Genomic DNA, 16140 nt, shown 5'->3' with positions numbered 1-16140 from the left:
CCATGGCAGGGGCAGTCGGAATCGTCTTCGGGCTGTGCGTGCTGTCCTTCACTTTGGGGGCGGCCCTGATGTACGTGCTGGTGCGGCGCCGAGAGGACGCCGCGTCAGACGACGCGCCCGAGTCGGCGGCGCCGGCGATGTCGGACAAGCGGACGTGGGTGGCGAAGCCGGCGGTCGAGCCGGTGAACGCCGACTACGACACGAGGCCGATCCACCGCAACCCGGTGATGGGGCTGCCGCAGCTGGAGCCGGCGCTGGCAGTGCTGGCCGAGCCGGTCGCGCAGCCCGCACCGGTCGCGCGGTTGAGGCAGGCTGCGCAGCCGAGGCAGGCCGCGGAGCCCAAGCTGGTTGCGCAGCCCAAGCTGGTAGCGGAACCCAAGCTGGTTGCGGAACCCAAGCTGGTTGCGGAACCCAAGCCGACTGCGGAACCCAAGTTGGTCACGGAGCCCGAGCTGGTCGTGGAACTCAAGCCGGTCGTGGAACTCGAGCCGGTTGCGGAGCCCGAGCTGGTTGCGGAGCCCGAGCCGGTCGTGAAGTTCGAGCGGGCCGCAGCGCCCGACCCGGCCGTGAAGTTCGAGCGGTCTGCGGAGCCCGAGCCGATCGGGGGTGTCGAGCGGGCCGCAGCGCCCGACCCGGCCGTGAAGTTGGAACGGCCTGCGGAACCCGACCCGGCCGCGAGGTTCGGACGGGCCGCAGAGCCCGAGCCGGTCGTGAAGTTCGGACGGGCCGCAGAGCCCGAACCGGTCGCGGAACCCGAACCTGCTTCGGAATCCGGGACTGTCGGTGCTGCTGGATACGATTGGGATGGGGACCTCGATCCCCCCTTGGGGGAACCCGAAGCCCCCGAATCAACCGTAGCGCCGAGCACCGACACTCCGGTGCTTCCACCGCCCGCCTCCCCGCAGCCCGTCGAACACACGACGTGGGTCGAACGCGAGGACTTCCGGCAGCGCTACCTGCGGACGTTCGAAGAGGTGCGCCGCAAGGCGGGCAGCAACTGAAAGCAGCAACCGAAACAGCAACTGAAAAACAGCAACCGAAGCGCGGCAGCTGAACAGCGGACGGGGGGAGCCATGTCCGAAACTCATCGGTTCCCGTCCGAAAACCGCCGGAAAACCGACGCCACCGGCTGATATCAATCGATCATGACTTCCGCCACGGATCGCACCCGGCTCTTCCACGCCCTGCACCGCCCCGGCCCGCTGGCCCTCCCCAACGCCTGGGACGTCGCGTCAGCACTGATCGTCGAGGCCGCCGGCGCCCAAGCGGTCGCCACGACGAGTGCCGGTGTGGCGTGGAGTCTCGGGGCCGCCGACGGTGACCACGTCGCGCGGGATCGGGTGGTCGATCTCGTCGCCAGGATCGTGGACGCGGTGGTCATCCCGGTGAGCGCGGACATCGAGACCGGGTTCGGCGCCACGGCGGACGAAGTGGCTGAGACGATGCGGGCGATCGCGGGAGCGGGGGCGTCCGGCGTCAACATCGAGGACGGGCTCGGGGGCGGTCAGCGGGACGTCGCCGAGCAGGTCGAGCGGTATGAGGCGGCTCGTGAGGCCGCGCCGGAGTTGTACATCAACGCGCGCATCGACACTTTCCTGCGCGGAGTTGGCGATCCGGAGACTCGGCTTGCGCGCACTGTAGAGCGCGCTGCGAAGTTCATCGAGGCCGGTGCGAGCGGCATCTTCGTGCCGGGAGTGGTCGACCTCGGCACAGCGGCGGAGTTGGCGAAGAACATCGCCGCGCCCCTGAACGTTCTGGTGGGGTCCGGCGCGCCCGCCGTCGCCGAGTTCGCGAAGGCGGGCGTGGCGCGGGTCAGCCTCGGCTCCGCGGTGGCTGAGGCCGCCTACGCCGTCGCCAGGCGGGCAGCGGAGGAGATGCTGGCCAAAGGCACGTACGACAGCGTTGAGGGCGGAATCGACTACGGCGACCTCAACGCCTTGTTCAGCAGGAGTTAGTGCTTCTTGCCCTTGAACTTGCGCAGGAGCTGTTCTGCCTGCGCGCGCTTGCGGGGGTCCTGCGCCATCTGCCTTGCCTTCATCTGCAGCTTGTGGCCCTGCGGGCTGCGCAGGAACCTGGTGATCTTGTCCATGAAGCCGGCCATTGGTCCTCCAGGTGTCCGTTACGTCCAGTTCAACGGACGAAACCGTTCCCAGAGTTCCCGAGAGTCACACCGGTGAAACGGTGATCCCCAACGCACCAGGGCCCACGTGGGCGCCGATGGCCGAGCTGACCTGCGTCAACATGAACTGGCGGACGTTCGGAACCTTGCGCCGCAACGTGCGCAGGAGTCGCGACGCCTTCTCCTCGGCGTCGAAGTGCTCGACGGCGACGTCCACGGTGTCGGTGCCCGCGCGCTTGATCGCGATGTCGATCATCCGGTTGAGCGCGCGGTCGGCGCCGATCACCTTGTCCAGCGGCGTGATCTGGCCGTCTGCCATGGTCAGCAGCGGCTTCATCGACAGCACACCGCCGACCAGCGCGGCGGCGGCACCGATGCGGCCGCCGCGGCGCAGGTACTCGAGGGTGTCGACGTAGATCAGCTCGGTCGATCTGTCGAAACGGCGCTGCGCGGTCGCGAGCACCTTCTCCACGTTGCCGCCCGCTTCGGCCACCTTGGCGGCGGCCTGGACGGCGTAGCCGATGCTCATCCCGCAGGTGTGCGTGTCGACGACGTGCACGGGCACCCGGACCTTCGCGGCGGCCTCACGGGCCGCCTCCACGGTCGCGGACTGGCGGCTCGACACGTGCACGGACACGATCGAGCGAACGCCCTGGGCGGCCAGTTCGTTGTAGATCCAGAAGAACGCGCCCGGATCGGGCGGGATCGTCGCGACGGGCACGTTGGAGCGCATGGCCGAAACCAGTTCGGGAACCGGGATGCGGGACTCGTCGTCGGTGTGGTCGCCGATCCGGACCTGGATCTGCACCACTTCGATGCCGAGTTGATCAGTCAGCTGCGCCGGGAGACAAGCGGTGGAGTCTGTCACGATCGCTACTCGCCGGTACATGTCCGCGCACCCTAGTCGCTCGAATGGGGTAGGTCTCAGTTGGTGGCGTTAACGGGTGATAACTGTCACGCTAGCGGGGTGCTTGCTCCTGTTTGCAGGGGTGCTACTGGCGGGTAACATCCGGGTGATGGCAGGGTCGTGACCACCCGGCGACGCAGTTCTAGAGTCCTCTGCGCAAGCGTCGCCGCCCGTCCGCAGGAGGTCGAAGAGGACCTATGAACATTGTTGTCCTGGTCAAGCAGGTGCCTGACACCTGGTCCGAGCGCAAGCTCACGGACGCCGACCACACCCTTGACCGCGAATCCGCGGATGCCGTGCTCGACGAGATCAACGAGCGCGCCGTCGAAGAGGCCCTTCTGCTGAAGGAAGCCCACGGCGGCGAGGTGACCGTGATCGCGATGGGTCCCGACCGCGCCACCGACGCCATTCGCAAGGCGCTGTCGATGGGTGCGGACAAGGCGATCCACGTCAGTGACGAGGCGCTGCACGGCTCGGACTCGCTGGCGACGGCGAAGGTCCTCGCGAAGGCGATCGGCACGGTCGAGAACGTCGACCTGGTCGTCGCGGGCAACGAGGCCACAGACGGTCGCGCGGGTGCGGTTCCGGCCATCATCGCCGAACTGCTCGGCCTGCCGCAGGTCACTCAGCTGCGCAAGGTCACGGTCGAGGGCTCCACGATCAAGGGTGAGCGCGAGACCGACGAGGGCGTCGCGTTCCTCGAGGCCTCGCTCCCGGCCGTGGTGTCGGTGACCGAGAAGATCAACGAGCCGCGTTACCCGTCCTTCAAGGGCATCATGGCCGCGAAGAAGAAGCCCGTCTCCACGCTCACCGTGGCGGACCTGGGCATCGACGCGTCCGAGGTCGGCCTGTCCGGTGCGTACACCCAGGTGCAGGAGGCTTCCCCGAAGCCGCCGCGCAGCGCGGGTCAGCGCGTCGAGGACGGTGGCGACGGCGGGTCCAAGATCGCCGAGTTCCTCGTCGGCCAGAAGCTCATCTGAGGGAGGGGAGAACATGTCTGAAGTCCTGGTACTGGTCGACCACGTCGACGGCGAGGTCAAGAAGGTCAGCTACGAACTGCTGACGGCCGCGCGCCGTCTGGGCACCCCGGCCGCGGTGGTCGTGGGCGCACCCGGCACCGCGGCGAAGATCCGCGAGTCGCTCGGCAAGTACGGCGCCGCGAAGGTCTACGCGGTCGAGTCCGACGACGCCGCCGGCTTCCTCACGACCCCGAAGGTCGACGCGCTGGCCGCGCTCGCCCCGAACGCGTCCGCGGTGCTCGTCTCCGCGACGATCGAGGGCAAGGAGGTCGCGGGCCGTCTCGCCGTGCGCATCGACTCCGGCTGGCTGGTCGACGTCGTGGACGTCGAGGCCGACGGCACCGGCGTGCAGTCCATCTTCGGTGGCGCGTTCGTCGTCAAGGCGAAGGTCAGCAAGGGCATCCCGGTCATCACCGTCCGCCCCGGCGGCGTCGAGGCCGAGGAGTCCGCCGCGGACGCCACGCTGGACGAGTCGGTCTCCATCTCCGTGGACACCGCCAAGTCCGCTCGCATCACCTCGCGTGAGACCGTCGTCGGCGGCGACCGCCCGGAGCTGACCGAGGCGTCGGTCGTCGTCTCCGGTGGCCGCGGCGTCGGCTCGGCCGAGAAGTTCTCCGTCGTCGAGGAGCTCGCCGACTCGCTCGGTGCCGCCGTCGGTGCCTCGCGCGCCGCCGTCGACTCCGGCTACTACCCGCACCAGTTCCAGGTGGGCCAGACCGGTAAGACGGTCTCGCCGCAGCTGTACGTGGCGCTGGGCATCTCCGGTGCCATCCAGCACCGTGCGGGCATGCAGACCTCGAAGACGATCGTCGCGGTCAACAAGGACCCCGAGGCCCCGATCTTCGAGATCGCCGACTTCGGTGTCGTGGGCGACCTGTTCAACGTCGCGCCGCAGCTGACCGAGGACGTCAAGAAGCGCAAGGGCTGAGCACTCCAGCTCACGAACGAACGGCCGTCCCACCTCGGTGGGGCGGCCGTTTCGCGTTGCGCGCGTCGCCTGACATGACTGTCCGTTTCGGGATGCTAAGTGTCGTCAGTGATTTGTCAGGGCTTTGGCGAAGTCTGTCCGCATTCGACCTAGTGAGGAGTTCGCATGCGACAGATCAAGCGAGTGGCGTCCGTGGTGCTCGGCCTGACGATGGCCGCCGGTTTCATGACTCTCGCCGCCGCACCGGCCAGCGCCGACCGCCCGTGCACCGGACGGCAGCAGAAGCTCTACTTCATGGGCGAGAAGGACGCGAACTTCGGCGGCAGCGGCATCGTCACGCTGCTGAACTGCCACGCGACCAAGCGCAAGGCGAGCATCGACGTCTCGCGCGGCTTCGACCCGGACTGCAAGAGCATCCCGTTCGGAGAGACGCGGTCCTTCGAGTACAACCGGCTCAAGGGCATCGCGGAGTACAACAAGCCGAAGTGGTGCTGAGTCCCACGACCTGCGAAGCCCCTCCGCGAGGAGGGGCTTTTCGCATCTCCGGGGGTTAACCCACCTGCCACTGACCGGTCATCGTTCCGACCTGCTGCGATTCGCCGATCCGGCTTCACCCTGGTTCGCATGACGCAGCCGGAACTGCTTGTCAGCACCCCCGTCCAGCAGGACGGGAACGCACCCCGCTACTCCCTCCTCGTCGCCAGGGACGACAGCGCGGAGGTGGTCGCCGCGCAGAGACTGCGCCACGAGGTGTTCGCCGGTGAGATGGGGGCGACGCTGCACACCAGCGTGCCCGGCCACGACGTCGACGAGTTCGACCAGCACTGCGACCACCTCGTGGTGCGGGACGACCGCACCGGCCAGATCGTCGGCGGTTACCGGATGCTGCCGCCCGAACGGGCCAGGGAAGCCGGAAGGCTCTACAGCGACGGCGAGTTCGACCTCACCAACCTCGACGGCATCCGGAGCTCGACGGTCGAGACCGGGCGTTCGTGCGTGCACCCCGACCACCGCAACGGTGCCGTCGTCAGCCTCGTGTGGGCCGGTATCGCGCGGTACATGCTGCTGAGCGGCCACAAGTGGCTCGTCGGGTGCGCGTCGATCCCGCTGCACGACGGTGGCGGCCTCGCGGCCGGCGTCTGGGACGTGGTGAACGCCAAGCACCTCGCACCCGAGCAGTACCGGGTCACGCCGCACAACCCGTGGGACGTCGACGCCGTCGCACGGCCGGACAGGACGGTGCTGCCGCCGCTGCTCAAGGGGTACCTGCGGCTCGGCGCCAAGATCTGCGGACGACCCGCGCTCGACGCGGACTTCGGCGTCGCCGACCTCTTCATCCTGCTCGGCCTGGACCACATGGACCAGCGCTACCTGAAGTTCTTCCTGGGGGAGACACCATGAGCCACGCGTGGATGCCCGCGTCGCCGTGCGGTGACGGGTGTGTCGGCAGCTCACCACGAGAGGCGGGCAGGTTCAGGCAGGCCTGGCGCGCTTTCACGGCCGTCACGGCGATCCTGTGCGGCGCGTGGATCGCCCTCGCACTGCTCCTGCCGAGCAAACAGCGTGAAGGCGTCGTGCGGCTGTGGTTCCACGCCGTGCTGCGGGCGTTCGGCGTGAAGCTGGAGGTCCACGGAGCCAGGAGGTTCCAGGAGGTGCCGAAGCGCGGGGTGCTCGTCGCGAGCAACCACGTGTCGTGGCTCGACGAGCTCGCGATCGACTCGGTGCAGCCGATCAAGCTCGTGGCCAAGAAGGACATCAAGAGCTGGCCGGTGCTCGGCCCGATCATCACCGCGGCGGGCACCGTCTACCTCGACCGCGAGAAGCTCCGCGAGTTGCCGAAGACCGTGAACGAGCTGGCCACGACGTTGCGCAACGGCAGCGCGGTCGGCATCCACGCCGAGGGCACGACATGGTGCGGGCTCGCGTCCGGGCACTACAAGCCGGCGCTGTTCCAGGCCGCGCTCGACGCCGGGGTGCCGGTGCGGCCGATCGTGCTGCGCTACCGGATCGGCGACCACCTGACGACGCAGCCCGCGTTCGTCGGCGGCGACACGCTGGTCGACTCGATCCGCCGGGTGCTGAAAGCCCGCGATCTGGTCGTCGAGGTCCACGTGCTGGACGAGATCGCTCCCGGACGCGCCGGAACACGACGCGAACTGGCGAAACTTGCCGAAGAGCAATCAAACCGCTTGACCTCGACCGAACTGGAGATTGCACCATCTACAGGTGACACTCACCGAGCCCGCACCATCACGCCTCTGGTCGCCTGAACGCCGCTGGCCCACGACGGGCATCCTCCTGCTGGTCACGCTCTTCGCCTTCGAGGCGATGGGCGTCGGCACGGCGATGCCCACGATGGTCCGCGAACTGAAGGGCGAGGCGCTGTACGCGTGGCCGTTCCTCGCGAACCTCGCGGCGAGCGTCATGGCCACGGTCTTCTCCGGACGGCTCTCGGACCGCAGAGGCCCCAAGCCCGCGATCCTGATCGGCGTGATCCTGTTCCTCGCCGGGCTCGTGGTCGCGGGCATCGCCGAGAACATGACGGTGTTGCTCGCCGGCCGGGTGCTGCAGGGCTTCGGCGTGGGCTTCCTGATCGTCGCCGTGTACGTGCTGATCGCGGTCGCCTACCCCGAGGACAGCCGCCCCGCCGTGTTCGGCGCGCTGTCCGCGGCCTGGGTGATCCCGTCGCTGGTGGGGCCGGCGGTCGCGGGCTGGGCGACCGAGCACCTGAGCTGGCGGTGGGTGTTCCTCGGGATCATCCCGCTGGTGCTGCTCGGCATCGTGCTGCTCGTGCCGGTGCTGGGGAAGCTCCCCCCGCACGCCGAGACCCCGCCGATGAGGAAGCACCTGCCGCTCGCCGCCGTGGCCGTGGGTCTGGGCGTGGTGGGCCTGAGCTGGGGCCTGCAGCACCGCACGTGGTGGCTGATCGCCGCGGCGTTGCTGCTGCTGGCGCCCGCACTGCGCATCCTGCTGCCCAAGGGCACGCTCCTCGCCCGTCGCGGCCTCCCCGTCACGATCCTCGCTCGCGGTCTGCTCGCGGGCACGTTCTTCGCGGTCGAGGGCTTCATCCCGCTCACGCTGTCCGTCGTGCACGGCTACTCGCCCCTGGAGGCGGGCATTCCGCTCACGCTGAGCGCGCTCGGCTGGGCGAGCGCGTCGATGTGGGCGTCAAGGCACCCCGAGATCGAGAGGTACACCCTCGTTCGCACCGGGTTCGTGTTCGTCGCGGCCGGTGTCGCGGCCGTGACGCTCATCGCACCCACGTGGGGTCCGGCCTTCCTCACCCCGGTCCTGTGGGCCGTGGCGGGCGCGGGCATGGGCATGGCGACCTCCAGCGTCGGCGTGCTGATGATGGCCGCATCTCCCGAGGCCGACCGGGGTTTCAACTCCGCCGCGCTGCAGATCTCGGACATGCTCTTCTCCGCGACCATGATCGGACTCGGCGGTGTGCTCGTCGTGGCGACGGCGCCGACCGCGGGCGTGGTGGTGCTCAACCTGTCGATGGCGGCGTTGGCGGTGGTGGGAGCGATTCTGACCGGGCCCCGCATGCGGGCTACCCTTGAGTCCTGATGGCTTATCTCGACCACGCGGCCACGACCCCCATGCACCCCCAGGCGGTCGCGGCCATGACCGAGGCGTTGTCCACCACGGGCAACGCCTCGTCGCTGCACACCTCCGGCAGGCGGGCGCGGCGGGCGGTCGAGGAGGCCCGCGAGAACATCGCCGACGCCCTGGGCGCCCGGCCGTCCGAGGTGCTGTTCACCGGCGGCGGTACGGAGAGCGACAACCTCGCGGTCAAGGGCATCTACTGGGCGACCGGCAGGCGCCGGGTGCTGGCCTCGGCCGTCGAGCACCACGCCGTGCTGGACGCCGTCGAGTGGCTGGAGCAGCAGGGCGCCGAGGTCACCTGGCTGCCCACCGACCAGCACGGGCGGGTGTCGCCGGAGTCGGTCGAAGAGGCGCTGGACGACGACGTCGCGCTCGTCACCACGATGTGGGCGAACAACGAGGTCGGCACCATCAACCCCGTGCACGAGATCGCTGCCGTGTGCGCCGCACGCGGTGTGCCGTTCCACACGGACGCGGTGCAGGCCGTGGGCGCGATCCCGGTCGGGTTCGCCGCTTCCGGTGCCTCCGCGCTCACCATGACCGGCCACAAGGTCGGCGGGCCGTACGGCGTTGGCGTGCTGCTGCTGGCGCGCGATGTGAAGTGCACGCCGTTGATGCACGGCGGCGGCCAGGAACGCGACGTGCGGTCCGGCACGCTGGACGTGCCGTCGATCGTCGGCCTGGCCCGCGCGGTGCGGATCTCGGTGGAGGAACAGGCTTCCCGGGCCGTGGAGATCGCGGCGCTGCGGGACGAGCTGATCACGTCGGTGCGCGCGGTCGTGCCGGACGTGATCGTGAACGGCGACCCGGTCGATCGTCTCCCGGGCAACGCGCACCTGACGTTCCCCGGCTGCGAGGGCGACAGTCTGCTGATGCTGCTCGACGCACGCGGTGTCGAGTGCTCGACGGGTTCCGCGTGCACCGCCGGTGTCGCGCAACCGTCGCACGTCCTGCTGTCGATGGGCGTCGAACCGGCGTTGGCGCGCGGCTCACTGAGGTTCTCCCTCGGGCATACGTCGACCCACGCGGACGTTGAGAAGCTGGTGTCGGTCATCGGACCGGTGGTGGAGAGGGCTCGCACGGCGGGCCTGGCAGGCATGAGGCGTTCCCGGAAGGTGGTCAAGCAGTGAAGGTCCTCGCGGCGATGAGCGGTGGTGTCGATTCCGCGGTGGCGGCGGCACGAGCCGTCGAAGCGGGACACGACGTGACGGGCGTGCACCTGGCGTTGTCGGCGAAGCCCGGCACCCTGCGCACGGGCGCACGTGGCTGCTGCACGGTCGAGGACGCGCACGACGCCCGTCGAGCGGCCGACCTGATGGGCATCCCGTTCTACGTCTGGGACTTCGCCGAGCGCTTCACCGAAGAGGTCGTCGAGGACTTCGTCGCGGAGTACGCGGCGGGCCGCACGCCGAACCCGTGCCTGCGCTGCAACGAGCGCATCAAGTTCGAGGCGTTGCTGGACAAGGCGATCGCGCTGGGCTTCGACGCCGTCTGCACCGGCCACTACGCGCGCCTCGAGATGGTCGAGGGCCGTCCTGAGCTGCGCCGCTCCGCCGATCTCGGCAAGGACCAGTCGTACGTGCTGGCGTCGCTGACGGCCGAGCAGCTCTCGCACGCCATGTTCCCGTTGGGGGACACGACGAAGGACGACGTGCGCGTCGAGGCGGCGTCGCGCGGGCTGTCGGTCGCGAAGAAGCCGGACAGCCACGACATCTGCTTCATCCCGGACGGCGACACGCAGAAGTTCCTCGCGGGCCGCATGGAGACCAAGCCGGGCCTGCTGATCGACGACGCGACCGGCGCGGTGCTGGGCCGGCACGCGGGCGTCCACGAGTTCACCGTGGGGCAGCGCAAGGGGCTCGGCCTCGACGGTCCCGCCGCCGACGGCCGTCCGCGGTACGTGCTGGCGCTGGAGCCGGTGTCGGGCAACGTCCGGGTCGGCGCGGTCGAAAAGCTCGCGGTGACGGGGATTTCCGCGTCGGCGCCGGTCGCGCACGTCGAACTCGACGGACCCGTGGAGTGCGTTGCCCAGGTGCGCGCGCACGGTGGCACCGCACCCGCTGTCGCCGAACTGGTCGACGGCGTGCTGCGGGTGCAGCTGCGCGAGCCGTTGAAGGGCGTGGCCCCCGGCCAGGCCGTGGCGATCTACCGCGAGGACGCGGCGGGCGACGTCGTCCTGGCCAGCGCGACCATCGACGCCACCAGCTAATTCGGTTGTAGCGCCAGTGGAAGCGGATCTAGCGTTCGCCGCGTGACGTTCATTGACACGGAGTTCGACCTCGCCGCGCGGGCTCGCACCGCGTTTCGGTGCTTCGTCAGTCCCGCGGACCGGCGGAAGCTGAGCGGGCACGCCCGTCGCGACGACATGCCGGTCTGGGTGGTGTCACCGTTGCGCCGGCTGGGCGCGCGCCGGTTCCGCCGGACTAGCTGGGACGCCACTCCGAGTTCGCTCCGCACAGGAGCACGCAGGGCAGCTCAGTCGACACGTCGCCCCTGAGGAACGACGCGAACGCCGCCGCGCCCGCGGGTTCGACCGCGAGCCGGAACTCCTCCCACAACCGGTCCCGGGCCGCGAGGATCTCCTCGTCGGTGACCAGGGCCGAGGACACGTTGTGCTGCTTGAGGATCTCCAGCGACAGCGAACCCGCGCGCGTGGCGCCGAGCGCGTCCGCGGCGATCGAGTTCACGACGGAGTCGACGGGCTCGCCGGCCTCCAGCGCGTTGTGCATGGCACAGCAGTTCTCGGGTTCCACGGCGACGATGTGCCGTCCACCGGACGCCAGCGCGGCACCCGCGACGAGTCCGCCACCGCCGACCGCGACGAAGATCGTGTCGACGTCCGGGGCGTCCTCGACGATCTCCCGCGTGACCGTGGACTGGCCCTCGATGACCGTGGCGTCGTCGTACGCCTCGATGTAGGGCAGGCCGAGCTCGCGGGCGGCCGTGGCAGCCTCGGCGTAAGTGGCGCCGTGACGGATCAGCTTGGCGCCCAACGCTTCGATGCGCCTCGTCTTGGTCTCGGGCGCGGTCACCGGCACGAACACGGTGGCGTGCGCGCCGAGCAGCTGGGCGGCCTGCGCCACGGCGATGCCGTGGTTGCCGCCGGACGCGGTGACGACCTCGGAGACGTTCAGCGACAGCAGCGTGTTGACCGCGCCGCGGAGCTTGAACGAGCCGGTGAGCTGCAGGTGTTCCAGCTTGAACACGAGCGGGCGCCCGTCCGCCGTGACGCGCATGATCGGGGTGCGGCGGACGTACCGCGACAGCGTTCTCATGAGACCAGCTTCCACAAGAACTGCACGAGAGTCACGATGCCCAGGATGAAACACACCAGGACGAACGTGCCGCCGGCCATCACGATCAGGCAGGCGCCCCACGACGTCTCCTCGTTCGGCGTGCTGTCCAGGTCGCGCTGCAGCTCGCCGCGCGCCTCCTGGTAGAGCGACGCGAGGCGCGTGCGGGCGGTCTCGGTCGGGGCCTCGTCGACGCGGCCCTGCCAGGAGAGCGCGACCAGCCGGGCGTCCGCGCGGCGGTAGGCGCGTTCGAAGGCCTCCAGCTCGCCGGGGTCGCGTTCTTCGGAGAGGTAGGTCCAGCGGCCCGCCTGGGCCGGCTGGCCGAGCACGCGGTAGACCTCGGCGAGACGTTCCCGCAGGTCGAGCCGGTCCGGGAAGGTGCCCACGAGCCCGGCGACGCGCTGACGTGCGCGAAGCACGCTGGCGAGGTCACCTCGCCGCAACTCCTCGGCCGCTTTGCCGAGCGTCAGCTCTACCGGCATGAAGACCAGTTTTGCAGGTAGGGCTAGCTTTGACCCGTGTTCGGCCTATCGCTGCTGGTCTCCGGCCTCGCCTGGTGGCTGGGTCTGTACCTGCTCGCCCGCGACCCCCGCAAGCCGCTGCTGTGGTGGGCGGGCGCCGGGATGATCGGCTATTCGGTGGCCGTCGTCGTGCCACATCCCGTGGTCATCGGGGTACCGGCGCTCGCCTGGACGGGTGCGGTGCTGCTGCTCGCCCGCCCCGAGTTGATCAGGTGGTGGCTGCTCGCGCTGCTGCCGTTCTTCGCCGCGTCCTTCTTCGTACCGTGGGTCGTATTGCTTCCGCTGGCCGCCGCCACGGTTCTAGCCATAAGAAAACGTGCTTACTTTTCACTCGTTGGGGTGATGTTCGGGCTCTCGTCAGGTGCGTTCCTGCTCGGTCTGCTGCCGGACGCGATCACGTTGCCCTCACTCGGGATCGACGTGGTGGTGTTCGGCGTGCTGGTCGCCGTCACCGACGCGGTCGAGGAGGGCGAGGCGATCCGCGCGGACATGCTGCGGTCGCTCGTCATCGCGGCGTTCACGGCGGTGCTGTTCGGCTCTCAGGTGATCTTCTTCGGCGGCCCGGACCTGCTCGCCTACACCACCGTCGCCGCCGCGATCGCGGTCCAGGTGCTCGCGAACCCGCTCGCGTCCGTCGTCGACCGTCTCGCCGTGCCCGGTGTCGCGGCCGAACGAGCCGAGCTGCGCGACGCCGCCGAGGCGTTGCCCAAGCGCCGCCCGCTGGTGACCGAGGACGAGGCGGAGTTCGCCCGGCTCACCCGCAAGGCGTTGAGCCATTACGGCGATATCGGAAAGCTCGTCGCAAGCCCGTTGATCGCGTTGACCGACGACGGTCCGCCCTTGGATCGGGCCGCGCAGTTGAAGAGCATGTTGCTCGCGAGCATTCAACGACTCAAACCGGTCGACGGCGACTTCGGCACGAGCGACGAATGGCGTTATTACAACGCCGTCTACTTCTACTACGTCAAGGGAATCCGGCCGTATTCGGTGCGGACCAAGCGCGAGGACCTCGACGCGGAGGACCGGCGCGCGCTGCAGTGGTTCGTGACACAGGTGCCGGAGCGAACACTGCACAACTGGCAGAACGCCGCCGCACGCCTGGTCGCGGCGGACCTGATGGCAGGAGTTGGCAGCGCTTGACGTGGTTTTGGCAGCGTTGAGCGGGCCATGGTCGGGCCATGCTGAAATTCGCTCTGAAACTCGACGGTGTCGCTTCGTTCGCTCTCGGCCTTCTCACCCTCCTGATTCGCCCGGAGGTCGGAATGCCGGCGGGCTGGCAGATCGGGCTCGGCTCTTTCTGCGTCGTCTACGGCCTGGGCGTGTTCTTCCTGGGAACCCGCGCCGTCCCGGACCGCCGAATCGTGCTGCTGGTCATCATCGGCAACGCGGTCTGGGCACTCGACAGCATTCTCCTCGCGGAACTGAAGTGGTTCCCGCTCACCGACATGGGCGTCGCCTTGGTGCTGGTTCAGGGGCTCGCGGTGCTGGGCTTCGCGGTGCTGCAGTTCGTCGGTCTCAGGCGCGCAGCGTCCGCGACCGTCCCCGGAACTCAGCCACGACCTCGGTCCCACGCCTGACCGTGATGTCGTAGATCCCGCTGCGGCCGAACCGGGTCCGTTCCACCGCCTCCGCCACCAGCTCGTCACCCTCGTGCACGGGCTTGATGAAGTCGATCTCGGCCGTGGCGGCGACGGTGACGGACCCGGCCCTGTTGCAGGCGCAGGCGAACGCGGTGTCCGCCAGCAGGAAGACATAACCGCCGTGCGCGATGCCGTGGCCGTTGATCATGTTCTCCGCGACCGTCATCCGCAGCAACGCGTAACCGTCGCGCAGCTCGATCGGCGCTATGCCGAGGCCGGTCGAGGCCTTGTCGGCGGCCAACATCTCAGCAGGACCATTCATTCGTGGCAGCGTAATCACCCTGGCGGTGGTGTCACGCAGCGTTCGAGGCGCCTTACTGTCCGAATGCATGATCGTTCAACATCGGAGGTGGTCACCATGGCTGGTTGTTCTTGCTGCGGCGGGTGTACGGGTCCGGGCTGCGGATGCTGCAGCTCCTGCTGAACGCTCTGATGAAGTGAGGAAGGCCGTTGTGGGGACGGAAGTTCCCACAACGGCCTTCGCTCGGCAGGGGTGAATCAGCCCGTGTAGGTCTTGAACAGGTTCGTGAATTCCCAGTTGGCCTGGGAGATTCCACTGCACGTGGGCGAAACTCCGCCGCCGGGGCAGCCCTTGTCGCGGCCGGCTGACCAGAACGCGACGCGCCCCACGTGGTTGGCCTTGGCGAAGTCGAGGACCTTGCGGGCGTCGTCCTGCGTGGTCGTCGGGCCGGTGTCGTTGCGTCCGATCATCGGCGTGAGGCCCAGCAGTGCCTTCAGTTGCGCGTCGGACTTCGACGGCCAGATGGCGCGCATCTGCCCGAGGGTGGCGTTCGCGGCCCTGGATGCGCATCGTTTGACATCCTCTCCGTCCTAACGGCGGAGATTCTCTCCACGCTGCGCGTGGACCGCGCGGCGTCTGAGTGGGTTACCGCTTCACGGCGCGGTGCCAGCACCCGTGCTGGTCTTACCTGCGCTCCACGGTCGTTTGAGTTGTCCGCCTGTCCGGCGGCCAACACGTTGCGGGCGGCGTTGACATCCCGGTCGTGGACGCTGCCACACGGGCACGTCCACGACCGCACGGACAGCGGTTTCGGCCCGTCGATCCGTCCGCACTGCGAGCAGGTCTGCGAGGTCGGCATCCATCGGTCGATCCGGGCGAAGACACGCCCGTAGCGGTCCGCCTTGTACTGCAGCATGCCGGTGAAACCGGCCCATCCGGCGTCGTACACGGACTTCGCGAGCCTGGTGCGGCCCAGACCGGTCACGCACAGGTCCTCGACGTACACCGCTTGGTTGTCGCGGATGATCGCCGTGGACAGTTTGTGCTGCCAGTCCCGCCGCGTGTCGGCCACCTTCGCGTGCGCGCGGGCGACCTTGACTACAGCCTTCCTGCGGTTGTTCGAGCCCTTGACCTTGCGGCACAGGGCTTTCTGCAACCGCGCCAGCCTGCGCGCCGCCTGGCGAAGGAACCTCGGCGCGGCCACCTTCGTGCCGTCCGAGAGCACCGCGAAATGCGTCAGGCCCAGGTCGATGCCGACTTCGGACTCGACGGCCGGCAGTGTCTCGTCCTGCTTCGTCGTGGCGACGAACGAGGCGAAGTACCGCCCGGTCGCGTCCTTCACGATCGTCACCGAGGACGGTTCGGCGGGCAGTTGACGGGACCAGCGCACTTCCAGGTCACCGATCTTCGGCAGCCGCAACCGCCCGTTGCCCAGCACCGCGAACCGGGCGTTGCGGGTGAACCGCGCAGTCAGCCGGTTGTCCTTGCGGGACCGGAACCGGGGCGGGGCGACCGTACGGCCCTTGCGCTCACCCGTGACCGAGGCGAAGAAGTTGCGGTACGCGAGGTTCAGATCCGCCAGCGCTTGCTGCAGCACCACCGCCGACACCTCACCCAGCCACGCCCGCTCCGGCGTCGTCTTGGCCAGGGTGATGACCTGCTTGGACAACTCTCCGTCCGAGGGATACGGCCAGCCGTTCTCACGGGCGGTCTGGCGTGCGCGCAGCGCATCGTTGAACACCACCCGCGCACACCCGAACGTCCGCGCCAGCGCGTGCTGCTGGGCGGGCGTCGGATAGACGCGGAAGTTGTACCGAAGCTGCACGAACATCATTCTATTCGGGTGGTTGCATGCCAGATCTC

19 protein-coding genes are annotated in these 16140 nt (G+C 69.0%); 12 read left to right on the top strand and 7 right to left on the bottom strand.

Going from position 1 to position 16140, the window contains the following annotated elements; genetic code table 11:
- Positions 1 to 2: 2 nt before the first annotated feature.
- Together PV646_RS03945 and PV646_RS03940 are read left to right on the top strand one after the other, a co-directional pair.
- Entirely contained in the window at positions 3 to 1001 is a 999-nt protein-coding gene (locus PV646_RS03945) for a hypothetical protein (RefSeq protein ID WP_500340072.1), read from the top strand.
- Positions 1002 to 1145: 144 nt separating this feature from the next.
- A complete protein-coding gene (locus PV646_RS03940) occupies positions 1146 to 1955 on the top strand; it encodes an isocitrate lyase/PEP mutase family protein (protein ID WP_500340071.1) in 810 nt (269 codons plus the stop codon).
- On the opposite strand, the gene PV646_RS03935 is transcribed toward PV646_RS03940, so the two are convergent.
- Together PV646_RS03935 and PV646_RS03930 are read right to left on the bottom strand one after the other, a co-directional pair.
- A complete protein-coding gene (locus PV646_RS03935) occupies positions 1952 to 2101 on the bottom strand; it encodes a hypothetical protein (protein ID WP_189153923.1) in 150 nt (49 codons plus the stop codon). The two genes, PV646_RS03940 and PV646_RS03935, sit on opposite strands and share 4 nt — an antisense overlap.
- A gap of 64 nt (positions 2102 to 2165) precedes the next feature.
- A complete protein-coding gene (locus tag PV646_RS03930) occupies positions 2166 to 2987 on the bottom strand; it encodes a DegV family protein (protein ID WP_500340070.1) in 822 nt (273 codons plus the stop codon).
- 236 nt (positions 2988 to 3223) lie between these two features.
- Here PV646_RS03930 and PV646_RS03925 point away from each other — a divergent pair, with 236 nt between their 5' ends.
- The 8 genes from PV646_RS03925 to mnmA all read left to right on the top strand — a co-directional run bounded on the left by PV646_RS03925 (position 3224) and on the right by mnmA (position 10791).
- A complete protein-coding gene (locus tag PV646_RS03925; RefSeq protein ID WP_500340069.1) occupies positions 3224 to 4006 on the top strand; it encodes an electron transfer flavoprotein subunit beta/FixA family protein in 783 nt (260 codons plus the stop codon).
- A 13-nt stretch (positions 4007 to 4019) separates the two neighbouring features.
- Positions 4020 to 4973: an electron transfer flavoprotein subunit alpha/FixB family protein gene (locus tag PV646_RS03920; protein WP_500340068.1), complete on the top strand. Its 954-nt coding sequence runs from the start codon at positions 4020 to 4022 to the stop codon at positions 4971 to 4973.
- Positions 4974 to 5138: 165 nt separating this feature from the next.
- Entirely contained in the window at positions 5139 to 5468 is a 330-nt protein-coding gene (locus tag PV646_RS03915) for a hypothetical protein (RefSeq protein WP_143022527.1), read from the top strand.
- Positions 5469 to 5597: 129 nt separating this feature from the next.
- Entirely contained in the window at positions 5598 to 6374 is a 777-nt protein-coding gene (locus PV646_RS03910; RefSeq protein ID WP_500340067.1) for a GNAT family N-acetyltransferase, read from the top strand.
- Positions 6371 to 7243, top strand: a complete 873-nt coding sequence (locus PV646_RS03905; protein ID WP_500340065.1) for a lysophospholipid acyltransferase family protein — start codon at positions 6371 to 6373, stop codon at positions 7241 to 7243. Before PV646_RS03910 ends, PV646_RS03905 begins: the two co-directional genes overlap by 4 nt.
- The gene (locus PV646_RS03900; RefSeq protein ID WP_500340064.1) at positions 7200 to 8543 is read left to right on the top strand and encodes an MFS transporter; all 1344 of its coding nucleotides are present in this window, start codon (positions 7200 to 7202) and stop codon (positions 8541 to 8543) included. Before PV646_RS03905 ends, PV646_RS03900 begins: the two co-directional genes overlap by 44 nt.
- Entirely contained in the window at positions 8543 to 9712 is a 1170-nt protein-coding gene (locus PV646_RS03895) for a cysteine desulfurase family protein (protein ID WP_500340063.1), read from the top strand. The genes PV646_RS03900 and PV646_RS03895 overlap by 1 nt, the downstream gene beginning before the upstream one ends.
- Complete coding sequence (gene mnmA / locus PV646_RS03890) at positions 9709 to 10791, top strand: tRNA 2-thiouridine(34) synthase MnmA (protein ID WP_500340062.1); 1083 nt, start codon at positions 9709 to 9711, stop codon at positions 10789 to 10791. The genes PV646_RS03895 and mnmA overlap by 4 nt, the downstream gene beginning before the upstream one ends.
- Before the next feature lie 214 nt (positions 10792 to 11005).
- Here the strand turns inward: mnmA and PV646_RS03885 are convergent, their stop codons facing one another.
- Both PV646_RS03885 and PV646_RS03880 read right to left on the bottom strand, forming a co-directional pair.
- Positions 11006 to 11857, bottom strand: a complete 852-nt coding sequence (locus PV646_RS03885; protein WP_500340061.1) for a serine/threonine dehydratase — start codon at positions 11855 to 11857, stop codon at positions 11006 to 11008.
- Positions 11854 to 12357: a DUF6584 family protein gene (locus PV646_RS03880; RefSeq protein ID WP_500340060.1), complete on the bottom strand. Its 504-nt coding sequence runs from the start codon at positions 12355 to 12357 to the stop codon at positions 11854 to 11856. Before PV646_RS03880 ends, PV646_RS03885 begins: the two co-directional genes overlap by 4 nt.
- 36 nt (positions 12358 to 12393) lie before the next feature.
- Here PV646_RS03880 and PV646_RS03875 point away from each other — a divergent pair, with 36 nt between their 5' ends.
- Positions 12394 to 13536 carry a hypothetical protein gene (locus tag PV646_RS03875; RefSeq protein ID WP_500340059.1) on the top strand — a complete coding sequence of 381 codons (1143 nt, stop codon included), beginning with the start codon at positions 12394 to 12396 and terminating at the stop codon, positions 13534 to 13536.
- 38 nt (positions 13537 to 13574) lie between these two features.
- Positions 13575 to 13973 (top strand): hypothetical protein, encoded by a 399-nt coding sequence (locus PV646_RS03870; RefSeq protein WP_500340058.1) that lies wholly within the window; start codon positions 13575 to 13577, stop codon positions 13971 to 13973.
- Here the strand turns inward: PV646_RS03870 and paaI are convergent.
- The 3 genes from paaI to PV646_RS03855 all read right to left on the bottom strand — a co-directional run bounded on the left by paaI (position 13912) and on the right by PV646_RS03855 (position 16102).
- Positions 13912 to 14298 carry a hydroxyphenylacetyl-CoA thioesterase PaaI gene (paaI, locus tag PV646_RS03865; RefSeq protein ID WP_500340057.1) on the bottom strand — a complete coding sequence of 129 codons (387 nt, stop codon included), beginning with the start codon at positions 14296 to 14298 and terminating at the stop codon, positions 13912 to 13914. The two genes, PV646_RS03870 and paaI, sit on opposite strands and share 62 nt — an antisense overlap.
- Before the next feature lie 236 nt (positions 14299 to 14534).
- Positions 14535 to 14810: a hypothetical protein gene (locus PV646_RS03860; RefSeq protein WP_500340056.1), complete on the bottom strand. Its 276-nt coding sequence runs from the start codon at positions 14808 to 14810 to the stop codon at positions 14535 to 14537.
- Complete coding sequence (locus PV646_RS03855) at positions 14771 to 16102, bottom strand: RNA-guided endonuclease InsQ/TnpB family protein (RefSeq protein ID WP_500340055.1); 1332 nt, start codon at positions 16100 to 16102, stop codon at positions 14771 to 14773. Before PV646_RS03855 ends, PV646_RS03860 begins: the two co-directional genes overlap by 40 nt.
- Positions 16103 to 16140: the final 38 nt, after the last annotated feature.

The organism is Streptomyces sp. ID05-26A, assembly GCF_033794685.1.
Lineage (GTDB): Bacteria > Actinomycetota > Actinomycetes > Mycobacteriales > Pseudonocardiaceae > Lentzea.
This window is presented reverse-complemented; position numbering and strand designations above follow the sequence as displayed.